Below are 21,427 nucleotides of genomic sequence, written 5' to 3' on the forward strand. Positions count from 1 at the left end.
GCGAGATCACCAAAATAAGGAAGATTAATAAAAGAATCATTTGCGAGTGTTCGCATGAGCTTCAAACTCGAAAGTTGGCAGATCACGACTGCCACCAATTTTTAGAACTTGTAAGGACTTACCTGCGCGAGCATTCACACGCCCCGAAAGCATCCCGTACTGATCCCACGCTCCTGTCGTCTCAAGCTCTTTATCTTTATCGACTTTAGCTTTCACGTTTTTCCACTGCAGGCTTTGATCGTTTTTCCAATGAACTTCACCATTCAAATCACGCATGGAAAGTTTTTGATCCACCCACCAATCAGGATTAGTGACTTTGCCAAAAACTTCAACTCCGACAGAATCATCCTCTACGACCATGCTTTGTGCTTGGGCCAGGATCACGACATCTTTTTGTTTCAGGTCAAATTTGGCTTTGGATTTTCCAAAAGTCATACCTTCCACATCCAAAGTATCCAGCTGAGCTGAACCATGAACCGAGGAGACCTTTCCTTCGGTCATGCGGGCTTCGGCATTTAAAGTCAAAGTTCCGATTTCTCCCCCGTCCGTCATCAAGGCTTGCACAGCGGGAGCCAAAGTCACTTCGTCAATATCGGCGTTTAAACTCACATCCTTAAAGTCACGATCGGCTTTCACTTTAACATTCCCAATAAATTTACCGCCGCGAGGCTCGGCACGAGTCACCGCGATATTCCAAGTATCCCCCTTAAGCGACATCTCGCCAGCAATGCGATCTACAGCCTGAACTTCACGTTCGCTTTTATTCGAAAAAATAAACTGCAACCCATGGTGCTCGCCCACCAAACGAATGTCCTTTTCAGATACGAATTCCGCTTGTCCCGTAAAAGACCCCAAATCACCAAAGATGCGGGCTTTCTGAGGGCGATTGATAAAGGCCATCAACTTATCGATACGCATATTTTGAATATCAATCAACAATGGTTTGTAACGAAGAGGATCCACCGATGTGAACGAAGCCTGATCAATACTCATCTCGCCCAAATCACCTTCGATACGGAAGTCTTTCACTTCCAAAGGTGCTGACTTTAACTTTTCTACCTCGCCAGTCATACGAGCTTTCGCTGACACCCAAACTTGTTTGCCATTCAGGTCTTTAGAGACCAGATCGTACTTTTGTAAAACCTGCAGCACCTGACTTAAAGGAATGTGTTTCATGTCGGTTTCAACATTCAACAAGTGATCTGCCGAAGAGTAATGGGCAATAACCGAATAATGTCCCTCGCGCCAGTTACCGAAAAAGTGCGCTTGCAAGGACTGCTCTGGTACCTCTTTGTATTCCAAAAACAAGTTCGCATGGGAAAGATAATCTCCCACCGTTTCATCGCGCAGGAAATTAGTTTTCGCATGGACTTCAACCACGCGCGGCTCAAAAGATTTCACCGAAGCTTTGAAACTTAAAAGTTCCGAAGGATACTGGGGATACTGAGCCGAGATAATCTTGAAACTTTGAATATTCAAACCACGAATGTCATTGCGGTATTTGTCGGCTTGTTCGGAAGGGCTTAACGTCACCAGAGGAGCCTGCTCTTTATCCCCCCCCGCCGCCGCTTTCTTTAACTCCTGTTTTTCTTTTTCACAGGCATCGACAGTTCCACGCAAAGTCAGCTGCATGTTATCAGCATCAATGGTTTTAATGGGTGACTCTTTAGTGATCAGTCCCCAGACAGAAACTGGCAACCGCATTTCATCGATCTCCAGCACCGGAGACATCCAGCAAGCTTGCTCCGACTCCATGCGCACCTGCTTAATCACGATCGCAAATCGCGGCAAAATTCCATCAGCGAGACTGAGCTCGGCAGAATCGAAAGAAACTTTGATGTCTTTGTGTATGTGGCTCGCGGCTTTTTCCAACTGCGCTTTGATACGTGCGGGAGAAAGAACAGATTTTGTCGTGTAGCCAATAAGAAAAGCCAGGATCAAACCCGTCAAAAGGATTTTCATACCTGGCTGTTCAGAGATCAAATATTTATCAGAGCGGTTTCGGCGATCCATGACCTATTCTTATTCGAAAGGTCCCGACCGCCAAGGTCTTTTTAGAAATGACTACTTGTATTCGAAGTGAAGGATTTCAAATTCCTTGTCACCTTTAGGGCTTTGCACCGTTACAGTATCGCCAACTTTTTTACCGATCAATGCGCGAGCCAACGGAGAAAGCACGGAAACCATGCCTTTTTTAACGTCAGCTTCGTCAACGCCTACGATTTGATAAGCCACTTCTTCTTCTGTTTCAGTATCAACGGCTTTAACATGTGCACCGAATACAACACGGTCTGCTTTGATTGTGGATACGTCAATCACTTCAGCGCCAGCCAATTTGCCTTGGATTTCAGCAATACGGCCTTCAATCATAGATTGGCGTTCTTTAGCAGATTCGTACTCCGCGTTCTCAGAAATATCGCCTTGAGCGCGGGCTTCTTCGATAGCCGCGATAACAGAGGGTCTTTCCTCTAACAATAGCTTCTTAAGCTCTGCATCTAGCAGCGCTTTTCCGCGAACTGTCATTGGAAGTTTGTCGTTTGTACCTACAGACATGTCTATCTCCACTGTTAAAGGGACATTACTTTTACCCGAGAAGGGCGAACTTATCAACCGCGCCCCCACCCAGACTCGACGCAACGCATTTAGATAATGCATTGAGCCGCATATTCCTCCGGCGTACCATAAACCCATGGGTCAAAAGAAAAAAACCGAAATCATCTGCCGTTGCAACAATGTGTCCCGGGCGACCATTGAGCAAGCTATTACAGATGGCGCAAAGACCCTGAACGAAATATTCGACACCACCACCGCCGGCGTCGGACCTTGCGGAGGATCCTGCCGCCGTAAACTCGCCCCTCTTCTTGAACATTACCTGAAAACCGGTCAATTTCCTGAAAAAATTCAGGAGGACTTGTCAGGCAAAAATAATGGAAAGAGTGAGGGCGAAAAGAAAGACTAAGAGGCTTTTTGCTGATTCAGACGATACTGAATCATTTTGTGCACTTCAGGACGACACGTCCCGCACTGAGCACTCGCCGATGTCTGACGAGTCACCACTTCAGGAGTACGAGCTCCCGCAATAATAGCTTGATCAATAGTATGCGCAGAAATGCCACGGCAGTGACAGATCTCTGTATCACCAGTAGCAGCTTGCCACTCACCACGCAGACGCAAAACCATTTCGCGCAGTAAAAGACTGCTGTGATCTTGCCCTTCTGGTAAAGGCCATTTTGAAATATCCGCGCCAAACGAACGACGCATTTTCTTCATCATATCCATAAATTCAGTACATCCCACATGAGAGACATTCAATACTCTACCGGGCGCCGAAGGAGTTTCTCCTTCGCATTCCACTTCAATAAAATCACGTCCGTCGAGTTCGACTTTGATCTTCATATAAGCTATTATGATAGGCCAAACTCTCACTTGCCCCAAGGCCAGTTATGCTAAATCTCAAAATACTACTGCTCAGTCGGAAATTTGAAATTCACAGCAGCCGTCGCTTGGTCGAGGAAGGTGTTTCTCGTGGACACACCATGCTCTTGTGGGATCCGGAATGGCCTCTCACGCGACTGAAAATCAAGCCTGACATTATCATCCCACGCATCAGTAGCTTTCAATTTAATAAAGCTGTGAAGGTTTTAACGACCTTGGAGAACCAAGGTATTCTTTCAGTGAATCCGTCTCAAAACTACACAGTGGCTCGCAATAAATGGTTCACCTATGTTGCGCTGACGGAAGCAAATATAGCTTCGCCATCCTCTTACTTAATCACTCGTTTTGAGGAAAGCATTCCCTTGGAATTTCCAGTGATCATCAAACGCCTGGAATCCAGCAAGGGCGAGGGCGTTTTCTTAGCGGAAGATGCGCGAGCGATTGCGGATATTTTCGCAAGCACTGGCGATGAAGAACTTTTAGCACAGGAATATTTTCCCGAAGCTTTCGGAACCGATGTACGCGCATTCGTCGTTGGCGGTGAAATAAAAGCTGCGATGAAAAGAACGGCACGCCCGGGAGAGTTTCGGAGCAATCTCGCATTAGGTGCGACGGCTGAACCGTGCACTTTAGAACCTTATGAATCTGAATTGATTTTAAAAACTATTCGTACTTTGGGTCTGCAGGTCTCAGGTGTCGATCTATTGCGAACGCGTAAAGGCAGTCTGGTTTTAGAGGCGAACCCTTGTCCTGGCTTGGAAGGCATAGAAAAATATAGTCAGCAGAACCTTGCAAATAGCATCATTCAATATGCTGAGGAGCTGTATGACAAACACAAGACCTCGCGTTGAACTTATCCCTATCTTTGAAGACAACTATGTCTTCTGTTTGATTGATGATAACAATCAAGAGGCCTTTGTTATTGATCCTGGCGAAGCTGCGAAAACTTCTCAATACCTAAAAGACAACGGACTCAAATTAAAAGGTGTTTTACTGACCCATCACCACAACGATCATGTCGGTGGAGTGCGCCCTTTGGTTTCTGAACACCCCGCCCCGATTTATGCGCCTTTGAAAAATAAAACTCAGATCGGTCACGCCGACACCTGGGTGACTGAAGGTGAAACCGTGCGACTGGGACCCTTTGAATTTAAAGTTCTGGAACTGCCCGGCCACACGCTAGGACATGTTGCTTATTGGGAGCCAAAAATGAAATGGCTTTTCTCTGGGGATGTTTTATTTGGCCTCGGATGTGGACGACTTTTTGAGGGTAGCTATGAACAAGGTTACGAAAGCCTGCAACGAATTAAAAAACTTCCGGCAGACACTTTGGTTTACTGTACTCACGAATACACTGAAGCCAATTTGAATTTTTGCAATATGCTTTCGAATTTAGACAACTCCCCGATCACCGGAGACAATGAAGACCTGGAACTTTATGCGAATCAATTGTTGTCTCGTCGTGAAATGGAACTTCCCTCCGTGCCGTTGAAATTATCAGTAGAGCTGCGAGTAAATCCGTTCCTGCTGGCAAAATCAGTTTCGCAATTCACTTACCTGCGGGATCTGCGCAACAAACAATAAAAGAACATGCTATTAGGCTTCATAGTTAAGTTAAGCAAAGGCTGTTAATTGTGCCTTTCAATAAAAAAAGCCCAGCATTTGCTGAGCCTTTCCCTCTTCCATTTTCGAATTTCAATTTTTGATTTTCGATTAACGGGCTTGTTCAACAACTTCACATGTGAAGTTGCCTACATGAGTTTTCTCGCCCAAACCCCAATAGTAAAGTTTTGCAGTGTGATCAACGACGTTGATAGACAATTCGAATTCAGTCGAAGCTTCTACAGAGAAAATGTATTCAACAGACACTGGAGTGGAATCGATATCCAACGCCAAAGCAGGACCATTCAAATCTTGCGTATCGATTTTGTAATCGCCAACATTCAAAGACCATTGTTGCAAACCGTGGCGGAACAAAACTGTGGGATTGTTTTGAATGTTGATTTCAGCAGGTATCTCAGCAGATTTATTAAGCTGCGTAGCTTGGCAGTCAAACACACGCTCGTCAGCAAAAGAGATTGAAGCGAACAACATTGTGAAAGCGATAATTGCAGATTTCATGAATTCGTCCTTTGTTTAATGCCCATCACCTATCGTGATTCCCCGACAATGTCGTTCATTTTCTATATTTTACACACTCCTCATCGCGGGAAGGATTCGCAACTTAACATTTGTTACCCATCGCAATGAATCCCAAATGAAAAAACCGCGTTCATCACGCGGTTTTTTCATTTTTAAGCTTCAGTTTCGACGATCCAAGTGTCCTGGTCTTCAAAAAGTTGCTCCAACAACCCACCCTCAATCAGGTAGTCCTCGCTGAAAAGCTCATGCAGACTGAGCGCCTTTTTAGTCAGCTCCTGATAAGAAAGCGTGCGCTGCACGTATTCTTCCTTAGACATCTTAGGGCGCACCGGGGGACGCTCCAAAGCCTTTTGACCGTACAACAAAGTATCATAGCTGTAGCTATTAAACACCAAGGCTTCACAAGCTGTGTAGGGTGAGTTCGTTCCCAGATTGCTGGCACTGAGTGGCGCACGCTGGTTGAAAAGATCCACCACCATCTGCGCATCACCCATTTCGGTGTTTGCACGGCAGTCTTGCCAGTATTTAGTGTCCATTTGCTTATTGTATTTGTAGTGAACCGCTAAGAACCAACGGAACGTGTCCCACGTCGCCGCGATCTCTTGATTGATGGCTGCGATGCTGGAGCTGTCGTGGTGATTGTTCGGCATCAGCTTACACAAAGTCATAATGCTGTGAACGGCCGTTTGAATCGCAGTGGATTCCAAAGGTTCAACAAATCCGTAAGCATTCCCCAAACCAAAGACGTTTTTATTCCAGGCTTTTTTATGGCGACCCGTACGGAATTCCACCATTTTGTATTTTTCAAAATGACCGAATCTTGCGCGAGCTTCTTTCAAAGCTTGCTCTTCATCACAGTAATCTGTCGAATGCACGTAACCATGGTGATTTTCACCACGCATAGGAATAGTCCAAGCCCAGCCATTCGGCATCGTTGAACATTGGGTATAAGGACGGATGTCATTGTTGTTGGGAGTATCAAAAGTCAGCGCGCGGTTATTACGCAATGTCGATTTGTAAGAAATGAACTCTGTTTTAAGGCCTTGCCCCAAGATACGAGAGCGGAAACCAGAACAATCAATATACAAATCAAATGAATGCTTTTTGCCGTCATCAGTTTCAATGGATGTCACAAAGTCATTGTCATCCAAGTGAACATTCTCAACCACCGCATCGATAATCGGAATTTGTCTTTGCTTAACAATGTTATTCAAGAAACGGATCAGGTTCTTATTATCAATGTGATAAGAAAAAGGAATGCTTTGAAGCAAGGAGATCATCTCCCCGTTTTTTTCGCGGATCACAGGGATTTTATGATTATCCATCAACACCGATGCCCAGTTGGCATTATTGATAGAGTCTTCGTAGTAGTAACTCTCCTGCTGATGACCCGCAAAGAAGTTAAAGTTAAAGTGATAATCCCCTGGGCAGCCCCAATCAAAACGAATACCCAATTTGATTGTCGGTTGAACCGCTTGAAAGAACTCCTGTGGGTCAATCCCCAAAGTACGATGCAAGAACGGCACGATCTCTGTCGTCGTCGACTCACCCACCCCGATGACCGGAATTTTGCTGGATTCGATGACAGAGGTTTGAATTTTAGGGTGCAATTTTTTAAGAGCGAGGGCTGCCAAGTAACCAGCCGTCCCGCCGCCCAGGATCCCGATGGATTTGATTTCTGTTTGAGGATATTTGGAAAAATTCAGGTAACTAAGATCAAAAGCTGTGTCGATATAATCTGACAAAGACGCCATGGGAAAACCTCGTTTAGATAGGTCTTCCTTATCCCATAACGCCCGTCAGGTTTCAAAGGTCTTTAAGACTGAAAGAACTTTTGCTGCCACATCGCTTGGCGCTCGTCAGTGATACCGTATTCAGTAAGTAAAAATTTCTGGATGCTACCGGCTTTGGACTTCATTTCTTCCATCGCCGCATTCAGGAAGCTCTCGTGAGCGCCCATCATGTATTGGAATCCCTCCATGGCTCTATCAGAAAGAATGTTCTTAAACTGGATCATCAAGCCTTTACGAAATGGCTCAAGACCCGTTTGGGTTTGCAAATAGTCTTTCATGACCTGGGACTCATCCACCCCCAATGCCAAAAGCATCAATGCAGTCCCTACACCTGTGCGATCCTTACCGACCGCGCAGTGCTGAAGCATCCCCTTGCCTGACATTTCATCCATCACCGCGAACATGCGGCGGTAGGCCTGATTATCAAACGGCAAGGTCCGGTAAAGCTTTTCCATGTACTGCGGAGGAATATTTTCTAAATGCTCTTTAGTAAAAAATGAACCCAGGTTCGCGCTCATACGATAGGCCACGGGATTAGCCGGACAGTTTTCGTAAGCCACGCCCTCCCACAAAACATCTTTGTCGTGAGCAGCTTCAGAGGGATCGCGGAAATCAATGACGTGCCCAATTGTCGTTTGCAAAAGCAGGACATCGTCTGATGTTAGCTTCGACAGTGCTCCAGAACGATAGAATTGACCCGATTTAAGCTGATGACCTTGGACGGAAACATGACCACCCAGATCGCGGAAGTTAATGGCGCCAGTTAGTTTCAAATGAGGAACTCCGGTTTAAAGAATTTCGTAGACGAAGAAGTGGCCTTCTCGCAGTTCGTATTTTACATCACTTCCCAGGATATCAAAGCCGTATCTCTGTCCCCAGCTCTTTGAGTCCGTAATGGGATCTTGGCGCTTCTGAAACGCTGGACGAGGGTCCAATTCGAGAATGCTAACGATAAGATTGCGAAGGTTGTTCTCGTTGTTAGGATCGCGTTTTTTTATCACCGCGTCAGCTTCGTCAGAGAACACTACTTCGGTGCGCTCAATGGGATCACTGGCCCACCCTGCATTCGCCTCAGGAATCGAATCTGCGTAAGGAATATAAGGCTTAATATCCAGAACTGGTGTGCCATCCAAAAGATCCACCCCATGCACGTGAATTTCGGGGCCACCCTTGGCATCAAAATCAATCTTTTCAATTTTTACCGCAGACATCCCAATCGGATTCGGTCTGTGCGGAGAACGTGACGCCAGAACTCCGACTTTACGGTTCCCACCCAGCCTTGGTGGACGAATACTCGGCTTCCAGTTTTTCCCACCATGCTCGTGGAAAACAAAGACGATCCAAAGATGACTGAACTCTTCCAGACCGCGAATCGCAGTTAATAAATCGGGATCAGGCAAAAGCTTGATAATCCCTTTAGCAGGATTCACCAAGCCCGGCTGACGAGGAATTCCAAATTTATCATGAAAGGGCGTTTGCACATGCCCGATCGCTGAAAATTCAAAACTCTCCCCGTGCTTTTGCATTAGTTCTGAACACCAATTTTGATTGGAGCACCGTCGATATCGCTATCGTCTACGTGGGCGCCTTTTGGCGTTCCAGATAGAGGCAGGATATTCAACGTGTGAGTCAAAGTTTCAAATGTGATCATGTCCTTGTGCGCGTTCAAAGCGTCAAGCAAAGCGCCGTCGCAGGCGATTTCAAGAGTGATTTTATCATCAAGCTTGAAGTCTGCTGTTTTACGAGCGACCTGGATCTTACGCATTATTTCTCGAGCCAAACCTTCACGCTCTTGTTCCGGCGTCACAGTCGGATCCACTTCGATCGATACCACTTGGTGAACTGACAAGTTCGCATTGCCACCCTTAGGCGCTCTGCGGATTTCAACGTCAGCCAATGTGATCTCTTCGCCGTCAACCGTCACAGAACCACCCGTTTCAAGTTTCAAGATGCTTTCAAGAGGCAAAGCCATGATGCCCGCGCCCACTGACTTCATCTTAGGTCCCAGGCGTTTACCCAGAACTGGGAAGTTTGCTTTTGCTGTTACTTGGACGAATTGGTCTTCGTTCGAGTTGTAGACAACTTTACGGAAGTTCAATTCATCAACAAAGAACGGTTCGAACTTTTTCAAAGTCTCAAGAAGTGCAGCACTTCTGTGGATGATTTTGATTTCGTTCAATGGGATTTTCGCTTTAACACCGATTTTTTCACGGTGATTACGACCCAGCGTCACCAAGGTATCCATCGCCTTCACAGCTTCTTCAAGTTCTGGGCGAAGCATAGAAAGGTCTTCTGGTGGGAAGCTTTCCAAGTGAACCGAATCTTTTTTGTTTGGCAAAACTTGCGACAAGTTTTTGTAAGTGACTTCCGACATGAACGGAGCAAATGGCGCCATCAAACGTGACAACGTCACAAGCACTTCATGCAAAGTCTCGTAAGCGTAACGTTTTGTTTCAGGCATGCCTTCTTGCCAGAACAAGGAACGGTTGAAACGGATGTAGGTGTTCGTCAGGTCTTCGATGAATTGAAGAAGATGAGGAACAACGTTGTACAAGCGATAAGCGTCCATCTCTTTGTGAGTGTTCGCAATCAAACCATTCAAACGAGAAAGAACCCATTGATCCAGGATGTTTGGAGATTTCTTAGCATCGCCCTTTGGAACGAAGCCATCAATGTTCGCATAGTTCGCGAAGAATGAATAAGAGTTCCACCATCTTAACAAGATTTTACGAACGATATCGTAAACGCCTTTTTCAGAGAATTTCAATTCTTGCGCTTTCACCACCGGAGAGTCGATCAAGTACAAGCGCAAAGCATCCGCACCATGCTGATTCAATACTTCCATTGGATCAGGATAGTTTTTCAAAGACTTGGACATCTTGCGACCGTCTTCAGCCAAGACCAAACCATTCACAACAACGTTTTTGAATGGAGCTTGGTTGAACAACGCAGTCCCGATAATTGAAAGCGTATAGAACCAACCACGAGTTTGATCCAAACCTTCAGCGATGAAATCCGCGGGGAAAGCTTTTTTGAATTCTTCCACATTCGCATCAGGGAACCCCCACTGCGCGTATGGCATAGAACCAGATTCAAACCAACAATCCAAAACGCCATCAACGCGTTTTAGTGGTGATTTACCAGTCGGAGATGGGATCGTGATTTTATCCACAAATTCAATGTGCAAATCTTCAACTTTTTGACCAGATAATTTTTCAAGCTCTGCACGCGAACCCACGCAGATCACTTCGCCTTCTGTATTTCTCCAGATAGGAAGTGGTGTCCCCCAGAAACGATTGCGCGAGATCGCCCAGTCACGAGCGCCCTCCAACCAATTTCCGAAACGACCGTCACGAAGATGATCAGGAACCCAAGCAGTTTGCTTGTTGTTTGCGATCAAATTCTCTTTGATTTTCTCAACAGCCACGAACCAAGAAGAAACAGCACGATAGATCAGCGGAGTATCTGAACGATAGCAGTATGGGTAACTATGTTGGATCGTATCTTGTTTGAACAAGTTCCCTTTAGCTTTCAAGGCCGCGATGATGTCTTTGTCAGCATCCTTAACACGCTTCCCTTGATAATCAGAAACTTCTGCCGTGAACATACCGTCATCGTCCACTGGATTCACCAATGGGATACCAGCTTTTGCACATGCATAGTAATCTTCCTCACCGAACGCTGGTGCCATGTGAACAACACCCGTACCGGAATCAGTCGTTACGTGCTCAGAAGAAATAATACGGAACGCACCTTTTTCAGCGCGATCGCCAAAGTATGGGAATAAAGGTTCGTACGTTAAACCTACAAGCTCACTGCCCTTCATCATTTGCAAAACTTCAACTTCTTCATCTGGTTTCTTAAACACAGACGGAAGCAATGCTTGCGCCAAGATCAATTTACGACCCGAAGACTTTTCTTGAACCTTGACGTAATCCATTTCCAAGCCCACAGCCAAAGCCATGTTCGACGGAAGAGTCCAAGGAGTCGTCGTCCAAGCCATCACCGCTGTATCAGGTTGATTGATAAGCTTAAACATCACCGTGATCGCAGGGTCTTGAACCATTTTATAGTTCTGATTCGCTTCGAAATTTGAAAGCGATGTCGAGATCCCTACAGAGTAAGGAACAACTTTGTAACCTTCATAGATCAAGCCTTTTTTGAAAAGCTCTTGGAACACCCACCATACGGACTGCATGAAAGAAACGTCCATAGTGAAGTATGGATTTTCCATATCCACCCAACGACCCACGCGGCGTACAGTTGTTTTCCATTCAGTGGAGTAACGTTTTACAATCGAGCGACAAGCGTCGTTGTATTCAGCCACGCCCATTTTGAAAACGTCTTTGCGAGATTCAATTTTATGAGTCTTGTTGATTTCGTATTCAACTGGAAGACCATGACAGTCCCAACCAAAACGACGAGGCACAGTGTACCCCTTCATTGTCCAATAACGAGGAACCACGTCCTTCAAAACACCTGCCAGCAAGTGACCATAATGCGGAAGACCTGTCGCAAACGGTGGACCGTCATAGAAGCTGTAAGTTTTTTTACCTTTAGGATCTAGTGACTGTTGGAAAATCTTTTGCTGATCCCAGAAATCTAAAATGCCCTCTTCTTGCTTCGCAAGTTGGACATCAGGTTTTACAGCAGAATATGGAGTCGTTTTAGGAGTGTTTGCATTCGTCATAGGTCCTTAAGATTTATCAGCTTTTCCCTGATCTTGCACCCTTTCAGGACCTTGAACCCACGGAATGCGCAACGCATCATAGGTCTTTTTGCAACATCTCCATCAGACCAGGGAAGCGCTTCTTCACTTCCTGCATGCGCAAAGAGACAAAGCGCCTTGTCCCTTCGTCACGAAAACGAATCAGCCCCGCCTCGCGCAGGATCTTTAAATGGTGAGAGAACGTCGCTTTGGTTATGGAATACTCGAAAGTCCCACAGACTTTCTCCTCGCCCTTCATGGCCAATAACTGCTTAACCGCAGAAATGCGCACGGGATCACCCAGGGCTTTTAAGACCTGCTCCAAAGTGATATCTTTAAGTTTCGGGTGAGTGATAGCTTCCATTGTTAGATAAGTATCTAACATTGATCTTGCAATTCCACAAGCAAAGAGTATAACGGATATTGTTCGATATTCATCGAACATACCCCCGCCCCAAGCTTGGAGCCCAACAGGAGTTTCTTCATGAGCCCATCAGAATCCCACTCGACACCCGTCGAAGTTCCCGCCAGAACTTTAACATTACTATTAGGCCTTACTGTCGGAGTCATCGCAGCAAATCTATATTATGCACAACCACTCGTGGCGATGATAAGCCTTGCCCTTGGCATTGCAACATCATCAGCAGGATTGGTTGTGACATTCACACAAATCGGTTACGGTCTGGGAGTTTTATTCCTGGTTCCACTTGGCGATTTGGTGGAAAACAAAAAACTTATCCTCACTTTGATGATGATCGCCGTGGCAGCACTGCTAGCCCTCGCCTTCACCACTCATGTCATTCCGTATTTAACCGCCGCTTTGATTCTGGGAATTGGCACCTCGGCCGTACAAATTGTCGTACCTTACGCGACTCACATGACATCGGAATCCCACCGCGGTCGCGTGGTGGGAAGCTTAATGAGCGGACTGATGTTAGGGATCATGCTTTCTCGCCCGATATCCAGCCTTTTAACAGACATGCTTTCCTGGCATGCGGTGTTTTTCCTTTCGGCTGTTTTCATGTCGATCATGGCGTTTATTCTTTATAAATTCCTGCCACCCAGAAAACCCGCTCACACTGAAAATATTCACTACGTAAAACTGATTGCCTCTATGGGTGAGCTTTTCATGAATACTCCGGTCTTACGCCGTCGCGCGATTTATCAGGCCTGTATGTTTGGCGCCTTCAGTTTGTTTTGGACAGCAGCTCCCCTTTATCTGATGAGTGAAACTTATCACCTTTCCCAAACCGCGATCGCCATTTTCGCCTTTGCCGGAGTGGCCGGCGCGATTTCAGCTCCAATTGCAGGACGACTTGCCGACAAAGGCATGAGCACCCAAGCAACAGCGGTCGCGATGATTTCAGCTATTGCATCTTTCGCGGTGACTCATATCGTGGAACCCGGGTCATATACAGCTTTGGGAGTATTGGTATTTGCTGCGATCTTACTGGATGCAGGTATCACCGCGACACTGGTGTTGGGCCAACGTGCGATCTTTTCTTTGAAACCAGAATATCGCGGTCGCTTGAATGGACTTTATATCGCGACTATTTTCGTAGGAGGGGCCCTGGGTTCTTTCGCGGGAGCGTGGGCTTACGCCCATGGCGGCTGGACGATGACAACAATCGTGGGATCTCTATTCCCCGCAACCGCACTGGTCTATTTCTTAACCGAATGGATCACAGGGTTTCGTAAAACTCAGAATTAAAATGCCTGAAAGGTCGTTCTCACTTGGTTCAGATCTGAACCAAGTGAAACGAGCAGAAACTCGGCTCTATTTTGTAGGAGCCGGAGTCCCCGGAGAACCCGGAGTGAATACCAATCTTAGAAGATTCGCGAACTCATCTTCAGACATGGTTTTAACTTTGTTAGACAAGATCACTTCATTGATCAAACGAACACCTTCAGAAGATTCAGGTGCTTTTCCACGAGACAAAGCCACGCGGTAAATAATTTCGTGAAGAATCGCTACAGCGCGATCTTGAGTCGAAAGTTTATCCCAGTAAATTTGGTTGATCGTGTACAAAGATTTTTTTGGATATTGAACTGGCTTCTGTACGATCAAAAGTTCCAAAGAACAATCTTTCGCTGGCAATACAACCACACCGGCATCATCCAACACATTCGGCAAATAACCTTTTACAAATGTTACTTCATCCCTGAATGTCGAAAGATACGTGCTCAATTTCCCAAAAAGGATCGGATTCAATTTTTGAATACGCTTAATATAAGCACCAGCCAATTTAACTTCGTCGAACTCTGAGCCACTGTCTGTTTGATCGATAATTTCCTGATCCCAAACCCAGTCATAACGCAGGGTCAATTCGAAACGATCATAAAAACCCATCACTTGATCTGAACAAACAACCACGTTGCCTGCATTACCCACATAAGTCCACGCGTGACTTAGCGCTGGGAAAGACATCAAACCGACCAACAAAACACTCTTCATCATACTTTTCATCAAGGTCCTACCTTCCCGCTACTGTTATTGGTACTAATTGCACTGCTAGGCTGTACACTTCCGTTGTGTCGCCCTTATCCATAAGTTCAGCCATACGCACATTGAACTCAGCGATGATTTTTTTCGCTTTCGCCAAGTTCTTAACGTTCGCTGGGAAAACCATGCTGGTGATGCTGCGAGAATCGACGGAATCACGCTGTAACGAGGTTACAGAGCGACCGATGATTTGACGGTGGAACTCGCGCAAAACTTCAGATGGTACTTCATTTTGAGTGGTGATGTTCGTGAATGCAGGAACATAACGTCCATCTTCTTCTAACACCAAACCTTGATCAACCAAGCGATTCAAAGCACCTTCGGCTTGCAACTGAGAAATCTCCAAACGAGCCACAATACTATTGATGGTGTGATCAAAACCCTTCGTCGAAATCAAATTGAAGATCGCCAAATGCTCCCAATCCGAGATCATTGCAAACTCATCATTGGAAACAGAACGCATCGTTGATACTGGTTGTGCCTTTTCAGCAGCGATCAACATCTGCATTCTGCTTTTATCTTCCGGTGAAAGTTTCAAAAGTTCAGAAATACGCTCTGTCACTTTTGCACCTGGAATATAGCGGCCATGGATCAATTCCCAAAGACGACCTTGTGTTAACGACAGGTCACGAGCGAAAGCTCGCATTGAGTACTTTGGATTTTTGCGGCGGCGATTTAAGAAAATCTCGTTAAAGAAATTTGATAATTCTGATGTTTTTTTAATAGAAGTGTTCCCCATGGATAAAAATAACTATTGCAAAAGAGAAGGAGACGCAATGCAATTGCCATGTCGCTCTGACTCCATTGGAGTCGCAAATTGAATTTTTTGCATTTTGGAAAACTCGTGGAATGTCGTGGAATATCTAGAGCTTGGAGCCGAACGTCAGGATTTTGTCAGAATTAAACTAGAGGAATTTTGTTTACCCAAACAAGAATCATCTGATTATAATTCGAGCACCAAATTTCAAGCACCCTCAGCTTCCGCACTGAGAGCGCTTTTCCGGTTAGACCTGTACTTTCGAAATTTCAAGCTCGCGAAACGCATCTGTCACTTCATCATAGAAAGACAGCTTCCCGTCTTCCAGATCGAAGTACACACCGATCAATTGCAAACCACGATTCTTCACCGCGAAATCGATGAATGGAAAAGTACGCAGGTTGTCAAGTGAGGTCACGATTGAAGTCTTCTCACACTCGCGGCAATGGGAGTCCACGTCGCCTTCGGGGTGCGCTTTCAAAACTTTTTCTTTCGCTTCACCGGCAATCGTCATCCATTGTTGCACGAATCCACCCTCACGAATGGCATCTGGCTGGAACAAGGAGCGAATACCACCGCACTGACGATGTCCTAAGATCACGACATTTTCGACTTGTAGATTAACAACCGCGAATTCAATCGCTGCGGAAACCCCGTGGAAACCAATATTAGATTCAAATGGAGGAACCAAGTTCGCAACGTTGCGAACGACAAAGATTTCACCGGGTGAAGAAGAAAATAAAATCGCCGGATCAACGCGTGAATCACTGCACGCGATCATCAAAGTTTTTGGACTTTGCCCCGTGGCCAAGTTGTCATAGACAGAGTGCTGTTCCTTAAAGAAACGCTCTCTAAAGCGACGAAAGCCAACCATCATTTTTAGAATTTCTTTTTTTGTAAGAAGCGATTCCTGAGTCATGCTTCATTTACTAATCCTTCACTAGGAATTGTACAATTTGGCGTTTATGCATAACTCGCTGAGTCATCACATTTGTGAGCACTCTTCAGTGACTTTTTCCTCCCACGAAACCGCCGAAAACCCTTTCCTAACAATCATTTCATGATTCGTTGTTGGACTTTTCTTTCCGGCAGTTCATAGAATTTTTTTGGACAGCCTAAATACATTTTTACAAAAGAGTGTTCTATGAACCTGAATAAATTCGCTTTCAGCAGCCTCATCTTGTCGCTTTTGCTTACAAGCTGCAGTCCGGATCAACAACATCCGAGTGATTTCGATCATGAAACCAATACGATTCTTTGGGAGAATGTGGGAAGCGAATTCAATCCGCAATCATCACAAAATGATGTGGACATCAAAGACGTCGAAAAGATTTTAGTTAACGTTCCGAGTGCTGCAGACAAAGTCATTGTTAAATACTCCACGACACTTCCTGCAAACACCGCGATTGTAAAAATATTTACGATCAGCAAAGACTCATTAACGTCTTCCAACTTCCGCCGAGGACGTCGCAACAACACCATTGAAATGTCAGACCCTTCACAGCCTTGCAAACTGACCGTCGAAAACGGCCACATCAAAGATGTAAACGGTTATTGCTATGCTCGTATTGAAATTCACCTTCGCGAAAATGCACCGGTGGAGGTTTATAGCGGCTCAAAAATTATCACGGACCACTATTACCCCGTATCTTTGGCAGATTTAATGAAGCGCCTGGAAGATTGCCACGAGGATTCTGAACGTTTAGCACAGGTAGCGGATTTTTCGTCGTCCTATAGCGAAACGGGTGTACGCATTCCTTTATATACAACAGATCTGGTTCCCATCTTGCGCAAATTTCAGACGACGAATCCCAAACTGCAAGTCTTGCGTTTAGTGCAGATCTATATAGTGGATCGTGATCAGTTAGAAAAAATGATAGAGGAAGAGTTTGAATACTTTGATCGCGCCGAAGCCCGCAAGATTGTGGGCCTCGGAGTTTAGAAGACTTTAGTTACTGGAACGAGAAACGTAGTCGAACATTTCTTTGCGACCACCATAAGAGCATTTACCCTCTGCGCACGTGCGAGTCGCACATTTACCGCGAAGACCTGAAGGAGCTTTGGCATCATTCTTTGCCACGCAAACTTTTTTGAAGCCCTCTGCACTTCCTGCGACCGAGGCAGGTTTTCTGGAGGGAACCGGAGCTGCCGCCACAGGGGCTGCTTTGGCCGTGTCGGCTTTTAAAGTTACATTAATAGGAGCGGGCTCAGCTGGTTCCTGAGAAACTGGTTTCGGTGCAGGTTTTTGCACAATCGGTTCAGGCTTTGCCGGCATTTTAGGAAGTTGAGCCGTCGGATCGACATCCAACTCTTGCTGAGCTTCCATGGCCTTCTTGCCTTTTTTTCCTTTGGATTTAGAGATCTTTTTACCTTGCCCCGAAGTTTGGGCCGATTGAGTCCCGCCCTCTTCGTCATCAAAGTAACGATGGCGCATCAGTTCCGAATATTGATCAAGCACGCCGATCTCACCGCGCAACTGACAATCCGTGTTTGAACCCTTGCTACAGATTTTTTCCACGCATTTGCCACGCAAAGATGCCAGGGCATTGCGATTCTGCGAGCCAATACAACGTGTGGTTACGACTTTGCTTTCGTCGTTTACACGTTCGGCTTTACACACATCCTGACTTTCACCGTCACCAAAACAACTGGCAACGATTTCAGGAGTTTTAACTTCTTGTTTGTGGGCGCAACCAAAGGCTGCCAGGGCCGCCAAGACAACAACGTACTTTTTCAATGGATTCCCCTTTTGGTGTCTGCATTTAAATTTAACAAATTATCGTTTGGCAGGTAAAGGACTCTGCCAATTAGCTTTCAAACTGAGACTAAAATAGAGTTTCTTAACTGTTCGTTCCCAGGGACAGGCTATAAGCGAATTGATTAAACTTAATAAGCATTATACGCACTTTGATCCCCGGTCAGATTTCCAGCGCTTCCAACGTCCGTTGGGTTCTGCTAAGCTGACCCCTATGAAACGCGTCCTGGTCACGGGCTTTGAGCCCTTCGGCAATCAAGAAATCAACCCCTCGGAACTGCTAGCAGTCGAGCTGGCAGCCACATTGCCAGCCGTGACTTCACTGATTCTTCCCGTGGATTTCAAGGAAGCCTTTCAAGAACTTTTGAAGTTTATCGAACACCAGCCGCAGCCCTTTGATTTTATCGTGATGTTGGGACAAGCAAGTGGTCGTGCGCAAATCTGTTTAGAGCGCATGGCCCACAACTGGATGGAAAACAGAAACGCCGACAAGAAAAACCCTGCGATCCCCGCGCAAAAAATCTTCCCCGGACATGTTGATGCGGTGACGACGCCTTTGCCGGTGGAGCAAATTCGTGACGAACTAAATCTCAATTTTGCGAACTTCCCCGTCGCGGTTACCCTGTCTGCAGGCGTGTATGTCTGTAACAATCTTTACTATAAAGTTTTAAATCACCAAGAACTTAAGAACATCCCCGCTCTGTTTGTTCACGTCCCTCTGTTACCTGAACAACAAAAAGACTCCTCCCACCCGGTGATGGAATTCAAGCTGCAGGTTCAAATCCTGACCGCCCTTCTTGAAACACTAAAAATCTAACTTTTCAATTGCGAGGAACCTGCCTCCCTCCTAGACTTGAAAAGGTGCCAGGTCCTATTTCTTGCCGCTCGCCGACAAGAACCAGGACCTGGCACCTTTTCTCGGAGTGGAAGTATGGCAAAGAATCGTCGTTGGGTTATTAAAGCTGGCAGTAAAATGGTTTGCGATGGCGGTCCTCTGCTTATGAGGGCTTGGATGCTGCAAGTGGCGCAGCTAAAAAAGAAGTACAACATTGATGTGATTTGGGTGACTTCCGGAGCTATTGCCTGGGCTGTGGCTCGCACGAATTTCAAAGCCACTAAACGTACCCTTCCGCAAAAGCAGGCTTTGAGCGCGATCGGACAACCTTTAGTGATGGATCAATATGTTCTTGCTTTGCAGTCTGCAAATCTTTTGGGATCGCAAGTTTTGCTAACGGCTGGAGACATGAAAGATCCTGTTCGCCGTAAGAATTTGCAAAACACTCTTTCCGAACTCGTCAAAATGAAAGTCATCCCTATTTTAAATGAAAACGATGCGGTTGCGACCGAAGAGATCAAGTTCGGCGACAATGACTCACTAGCTGCGAAAGTGGCGGTAATGATGAAGGCTGAACGAGTGGTCTTGATGACGGACGTGGAAGGCCTGTTTGATTCTGATCCGAATAAAAATCCTGATGCAACACTGGTTCGCTATCGCCCTAAAGTGGGTAAAGCTGAATTCGCTTTGGCGGATCGCAAATCGATTTCCAAAGTCGGCACGGGTGGAATGTATTCAAAATTATTAGCGGCAGAAACTGCGGGTAAAAATAAAATCATCACGCACTTGGTGAAGGGCGATATTCCTAACAACTTACTGCACATCGCTCAGGGCACAAGTATTGGAACTCAATTCGGAGGTCGCGATGCACTCGCAAAATGACTTGATGCTGGCTGATTTAAAAAAAGCAGCGCGCGAACAGCGCAAACTGGAGAGTTCGACTAAAAACAAAGCGCTTTTAAAAATTGCTGAAAAGCTTTCGTTGGCTTCAAAAGATATTATCTCTGCTAACCAAAAAGACCTGGACGCTTTGGCTCCGGATACAGCTGCGGCCTTTCGCGATCGTTTGACTTTAACTCCCGAGCGTATTGATGGAATGATTGAAAGCCTTAAGCAAGTGGCGGCCCTTCCCGACCCTGTCGGCGAAATGATTGACCAGCAGACTTTGAAAAATGGTTTGTTACTTAAAAAGATCCGCGCCCCACTGGGTGTGATCTTTATGATCTTTGAATCCCGACCCAATGTTATTTTGGAAGCGTTTTCGCTGGCTTTTAAAGCTGGCAACGTCATTTTACTTCGCGGAGGGTCTGAGTCTAAACACTCAGCGGCTGCGATTTATAAACTGATGCGCGATGCTTTAACGGAAGCTGGTTTTAAGTTCATGCCATTCCATGGAGTCGAAGATTACGAGCGTGGCTTGGTCGAGCAGCTTTTAAAACGCAAGGACATGATTGATATCGTGGTTCCTCGCGGTGGTGACAAGCTGATTGATTTCGTTCAACGCACGGCTTTGATGCCAATCATTAAGAACGACCGAGGCATGTGTCATACGTTCGTTGATGAGGACGCTGATTTAGCAATGGCGGCTAAGATTGTAACCAACGCGAAAACGCAACGTCCGGGCGTGTGCAATGCCCTGGAAACAGTTTTAGTTCACGAAAAGGTCGCAGCTCAATTTTTGCCGATGCTTTATAAGGAAACTGATTCCAAAAAACTTCAGTGGCATGTCGACAGCGCTTCACTATTCATTTTGAAAGATCACGAGCGCGTAACTTCCGCAAAACCTGAAGACTGGGACACAGAGTACTTGGACCTGATCATGAACTGCCGTGTGGTTTCAGGAATCGATGAAGCCTTGGCACACATTGAAAAGCACGGCAGTAAGCACTCAGAGGCAATCATCACAAAATCTGAAACCAAGGCTCGCCTGTTTCAACAAGAAATAGACGCCGCCGCCGTTTACTGGAATGCCTCCACTCGCTTTACGGATGGCTTTGAATTCGGCTTAGGCGGAGAACTTGGGATCAGCACACAAAAGCTGCACGTGCGCGGGCCGGTGGGTTTACGCGAGCTAACGAACGCCCGCTGGCTGGTAGATGGCTCCGGACAAACACGCGGATAAAGCAGTACTAGGGCGCGAGTTTGCGCTCTGCCTGGCATTTATTTTTATTGCATTTAGAAACGAACTTATCAGCCGTATCGTCTCCAAGAGCGCAGCTAGATAACTCTTCATTCTGCAATTCTTCAAACTCGGACGGAAAGTCCGTGTTAATGGCTTGAATATGCCGGCAACGGTCTACAAATAACGTACATTCTTTGTCCGAATCACAGGAATAATAATCAAGGCCCTGAAGGGAGAAGCGCTTTCTCTTTTTATCACATTGTCCTTTAGCGCACACAACTTCATAAGTCTTGATTAAACGCTCTAGAACGTTTCCCCTGCTATTATATGGTGGCTCGCAGAATACTATGTCAGTTTCCGTAATCTTTCTATGAATT

At 45.9% G+C, this 21,427-nt stretch carries 21 protein-coding genes; 8 read left to right on the forward strand and 13 right to left on the reverse strand.

All coding sequences use genetic code 11. The features are described 5' to 3' along the window. Positions 1-36: 36 nt before the first annotated feature. Together DOM22_RS11790 and greA are read right to left on the reverse strand one after the other, a co-directional pair. Positions 37-2,013: a hypothetical protein gene (locus DOM22_RS11790; RefSeq protein WP_142700569.1), complete on the reverse strand. Its 1,977-nt coding sequence runs from the start codon at positions 2,011-2,013 to the stop codon at positions 37-39. A gap of 51 nt (positions 2,014-2,064) precedes the next feature. After that, positions 2,065-2,553 (reverse strand): transcription elongation factor GreA, encoded by a 489-nt coding sequence (gene greA / locus DOM22_RS11795; protein WP_168196638.1) that lies wholly within the window; start codon positions 2,551-2,553, stop codon positions 2,065-2,067. A 136-nt stretch (positions 2,554-2,689) separates the two neighbouring features. Between greA and DOM22_RS11800 the strand changes: the two genes are divergently transcribed. Further along, complete coding sequence (locus DOM22_RS11800; RefSeq protein WP_142700570.1) at positions 2,690-2,959, forward strand: (2Fe-2S)-binding protein; 270 nt, start codon at positions 2,690-2,692, stop codon at positions 2,957-2,959. On the opposite strand, the gene DOM22_RS11805 is transcribed toward DOM22_RS11800, so the two are convergent. Next, positions 2,956-3,396: a bacterioferritin-associated ferredoxin gene (locus DOM22_RS11805; protein WP_142700571.1), complete on the reverse strand. Its 441-nt coding sequence runs from the start codon at positions 3,394-3,396 to the stop codon at positions 2,956-2,958. The two genes, DOM22_RS11800 and DOM22_RS11805, sit on opposite strands and share 4 nt — an antisense overlap. Before the next feature lie 47 nt (positions 3,397-3,443). Between DOM22_RS11805 and DOM22_RS11810 the strand changes: the two genes are divergently transcribed. Both DOM22_RS11810 and gloB read left to right on the forward strand, forming a co-directional pair. After that, positions 3,444-4,286, forward strand: a complete 843-nt coding sequence (locus tag DOM22_RS11810; RefSeq protein WP_142700572.1) for a RimK family alpha-L-glutamate ligase — start codon at positions 3,444-3,446, stop codon at positions 4,284-4,286. Further along, positions 4,261-5,019 (forward strand): hydroxyacylglutathione hydrolase, encoded by a 759-nt coding sequence (gene gloB / locus DOM22_RS11815; RefSeq protein WP_142700573.1) that lies wholly within the window; start codon positions 4,261-4,263, stop codon positions 5,017-5,019. Before DOM22_RS11810 ends, gloB begins: the two co-directional genes overlap by 26 nt. A 129-nt stretch (positions 5,020-5,148) precedes the next feature. Here the strand turns inward: gloB and DOM22_RS11820 are convergent, their stop codons facing one another. The 6 genes from DOM22_RS11820 to DOM22_RS11845 all read right to left on the reverse strand — a co-directional run bounded on the left by DOM22_RS11820 (position 5,149) and on the right by DOM22_RS11845 (position 12,523). Continuing rightward, positions 5,149-5,556, reverse strand: coding sequence for a hypothetical protein (locus DOM22_RS11820; RefSeq protein ID WP_142700574.1), 408 nt, complete (start codon positions 5,554-5,556; stop codon positions 5,149-5,151). A 173-nt stretch (positions 5,557-5,729) separates the two neighbouring features. After that, on the reverse strand, positions 5,730-7,331 hold the full coding sequence (locus DOM22_RS11825; RefSeq protein ID WP_142700575.1) for a tryptophan halogenase family protein: 1,602 nt from the start codon (positions 7,329-7,331) through the stop codon (positions 5,730-5,732). 62 nt (positions 7,332-7,393) lie between these two features. Further along, positions 7,394-8,143, reverse strand: a complete 750-nt coding sequence (locus tag DOM22_RS11830; RefSeq protein WP_142700576.1) for a tyrosine-protein phosphatase — start codon at positions 8,141-8,143, stop codon at positions 7,394-7,396. A 15-nt stretch (positions 8,144-8,158) separates the two neighbouring features. Further along, positions 8,159-8,896, reverse strand: coding sequence for a tRNA (N6-threonylcarbamoyladenosine(37)-N6)-methyltransferase TrmO (gene tsaA, locus DOM22_RS11835; protein ID WP_142700577.1), 738 nt, complete (start codon positions 8,894-8,896; stop codon positions 8,159-8,161). Further along, a complete protein-coding gene (gene ileS, locus DOM22_RS11840) occupies positions 8,896-12,060 on the reverse strand; it encodes an isoleucine--tRNA ligase (protein ID WP_142700578.1) in 3,165 nt (1,054 codons plus the stop codon). Before ileS ends, tsaA begins: the two co-directional genes overlap by 1 nt. 76 nt (positions 12,061-12,136) lie before the next feature. Next, positions 12,137-12,523 (reverse strand): helix-turn-helix transcriptional regulator, encoded by a 387-nt coding sequence (locus tag DOM22_RS11845; protein WP_210415619.1) that lies wholly within the window; start codon positions 12,521-12,523, stop codon positions 12,137-12,139. A gap of 39 nt (positions 12,524-12,562) precedes the next feature. Between DOM22_RS11845 and DOM22_RS11850 the strand changes: the two genes are divergently transcribed. Further along, positions 12,563-13,789 carry an MFS transporter gene (locus tag DOM22_RS11850; RefSeq protein ID WP_142700579.1) on the forward strand — a complete coding sequence of 409 codons (1,227 nt, stop codon included), beginning with the start codon at positions 12,563-12,565 and terminating at the stop codon, positions 13,787-13,789. A gap of 66 nt (positions 13,790-13,855) precedes the next feature. On the opposite strand, the gene DOM22_RS11855 is transcribed toward DOM22_RS11850, so the two are convergent. From DOM22_RS11855 to DOM22_RS11865, 3 genes are all read right to left on the reverse strand, one after another. After that, positions 13,856-14,536: a hypothetical protein gene (locus DOM22_RS11855; protein WP_142700580.1), complete on the reverse strand. Its 681-nt coding sequence runs from the start codon at positions 14,534-14,536 to the stop codon at positions 13,856-13,858. A 16-nt stretch (positions 14,537-14,552) separates the two neighbouring features. Beyond that, positions 14,553-15,320 (reverse strand): TIGR02147 family protein, encoded by a 768-nt coding sequence (locus DOM22_RS11860; protein WP_142700581.1) that lies wholly within the window; start codon positions 15,318-15,320, stop codon positions 14,553-14,555. A 265-nt stretch (positions 15,321-15,585) separates the two neighbouring features. Then, positions 15,586-16,257 (reverse strand): carbonic anhydrase, encoded by a 672-nt coding sequence (locus DOM22_RS11865; RefSeq protein WP_142700582.1) that lies wholly within the window; start codon positions 16,255-16,257, stop codon positions 15,586-15,588. 225 nt (positions 16,258-16,482) lie between these two features. Here DOM22_RS11865 and DOM22_RS11870 point away from each other — a divergent pair, with 225 nt between their 5' ends. Beyond that, positions 16,483-17,280 carry a DUF4476 domain-containing protein gene (locus DOM22_RS11870; protein WP_142700583.1) on the forward strand — a complete coding sequence of 266 codons (798 nt, stop codon included), beginning with the start codon at positions 16,483-16,485 and terminating at the stop codon, positions 17,278-17,280. Positions 17,281-17,286: 6 nt separating this feature from the next. Here DOM22_RS11870 and DOM22_RS11875 read toward each other — a convergent pair whose 3' ends face one another. Continuing rightward, the gene (locus tag DOM22_RS11875; RefSeq protein WP_142700584.1) at positions 17,287-18,075 is read right to left on the reverse strand and encodes a hypothetical protein; all 789 of its coding nucleotides are present in this window, start codon (positions 18,073-18,075) and stop codon (positions 17,287-17,289) included. A gap of 232 nt (positions 18,076-18,307) precedes the next feature. On the opposite strand from DOM22_RS11875, the gene DOM22_RS11880 reads away from it, so the two are divergent. From DOM22_RS11880 to DOM22_RS11890, 3 genes are all read left to right on the forward strand, one after another. Then, positions 18,308-18,910, forward strand: coding sequence for a pyroglutamyl-peptidase I (locus DOM22_RS11880; RefSeq protein ID WP_142700585.1), 603 nt, complete (start codon positions 18,308-18,310; stop codon positions 18,908-18,910). Positions 18,911-19,024: 114 nt separating this feature from the next. Then, complete coding sequence (proB, locus tag DOM22_RS11885; RefSeq protein WP_142700586.1) at positions 19,025-19,810, forward strand: glutamate 5-kinase; 786 nt, start codon at positions 19,025-19,027, stop codon at positions 19,808-19,810. Further along, positions 19,794-21,050 carry a glutamate-5-semialdehyde dehydrogenase gene (locus tag DOM22_RS11890; protein ID WP_142700587.1) on the forward strand — a complete coding sequence of 419 codons (1,257 nt, stop codon included), beginning with the start codon at positions 19,794-19,796 and terminating at the stop codon, positions 21,048-21,050. Before proB ends, DOM22_RS11890 begins: the two co-directional genes overlap by 17 nt. The last annotated feature ends 377 nt before the right edge of the window (positions 21,051-21,427 follow it).

The sequence above is a fragment of the Bdellovibrio sp. ZAP7 genome, from assembly GCF_006874645.1.
GTDB lineage: Bacteria > Bdellovibrionota > Bdellovibrionia > Bdellovibrionales > Bdellovibrionaceae > Bdellovibrio.

Excerpts from the sequence above, each read along its gene's own strand:
- DOM22_RS11790 (WP_142700569.1), bottom strand. The coding sequence starts at position 2,013 with ATGGATCGCCGAAACCGCTCTGATAAATATTTGATCTCTGAACAGCCA.
- greA (WP_168196638.1), bottom strand. The coding sequence starts at position 2,553 with ATGTCTGTAGGTACAAACGACAAACTTCCAATGACAGTTCGCGGAAAA.
- DOM22_RS11880 (WP_142700585.1), top strand. The coding sequence starts at position 18,308 with ATGAAACGCGTCCTGGTCACGGGCTTTGAGCCCTTCGGCAATCAAGAA.
- DOM22_RS11890 (WP_142700587.1), top strand. The coding sequence starts at position 19,794 with ATGCACTCGCAAAATGACTTGATGCTGGCTGATTTAAAAAAAGCAGCG.
- tsaA (WP_142700577.1), bottom strand. The coding sequence starts at position 8,896 with ATGCAAAAGCACGGGGAGAGTTTTGAATTTTCAGCGATCGGGCATGTG.
- DOM22_RS11805 (WP_142700571.1), bottom strand. The coding sequence starts at position 3,396 with ATGAAGATCAAAGTCGAACTCGACGGACGTGATTTTATTGAAGTGGAA.
- DOM22_RS11820 (WP_142700574.1), bottom strand. The coding sequence starts at position 5,556 with ATGAAATCTGCAATTATCGCTTTCACAATGTTGTTCGCTTCAATCTCT.
- DOM22_RS11865 (WP_142700582.1), bottom strand. The coding sequence starts at position 16,257 with ATGACTCAGGAATCGCTTCTTACAAAAAAAGAAATTCTAAAAATGATG.
- DOM22_RS11800 (WP_142700570.1), top strand. The coding sequence starts at position 2,690 with ATGGGTCAAAAGAAAAAAACCGAAATCATCTGCCGTTGCAACAATGTG.
- DOM22_RS11810 (WP_142700572.1), top strand. The coding sequence starts at position 3,444 with ATGCTAAATCTCAAAATACTACTGCTCAGTCGGAAATTTGAAATTCAC.
- DOM22_RS11845 (WP_210415619.1), bottom strand. The coding sequence starts at position 12,523 with ATGTTCGATGAATATCGAACAATATCCGTTATACTCTTTGCTTGTGGA.
- DOM22_RS11850 (WP_142700579.1), top strand. The coding sequence starts at position 12,563 with ATGAGCCCATCAGAATCCCACTCGACACCCGTCGAAGTTCCCGCCAGA.
- proB (WP_142700586.1), top strand. The coding sequence starts at position 19,025 with ATGGCAAAGAATCGTCGTTGGGTTATTAAAGCTGGCAGTAAAATGGTT.
- DOM22_RS11870 (WP_142700583.1), top strand. The coding sequence starts at position 16,483 with ATGAACCTGAATAAATTCGCTTTCAGCAGCCTCATCTTGTCGCTTTTG.
- DOM22_RS11825 (WP_142700575.1), bottom strand. The coding sequence starts at position 7,331 with ATGGCGTCTTTGTCAGATTATATCGACACAGCTTTTGATCTTAGTTAC.
- ileS (WP_142700578.1), bottom strand. The coding sequence starts at position 12,060 with ATGACGAATGCAAACACTCCTAAAACGACTCCATATTCTGCTGTAAAA.
- gloB (WP_142700573.1), top strand. The coding sequence starts at position 4,261 with ATGACAAACACAAGACCTCGCGTTGAACTTATCCCTATCTTTGAAGAC.
- DOM22_RS11860 (WP_142700581.1), bottom strand. The coding sequence starts at position 15,320 with ATGGGGAACACTTCTATTAAAAAAACATCAGAATTATCAAATTTCTTT.
- DOM22_RS11855 (WP_142700580.1), bottom strand. The coding sequence starts at position 14,536 with ATGATGAAGAGTGTTTTGTTGGTCGGTTTGATGTCTTTCCCAGCGCTA.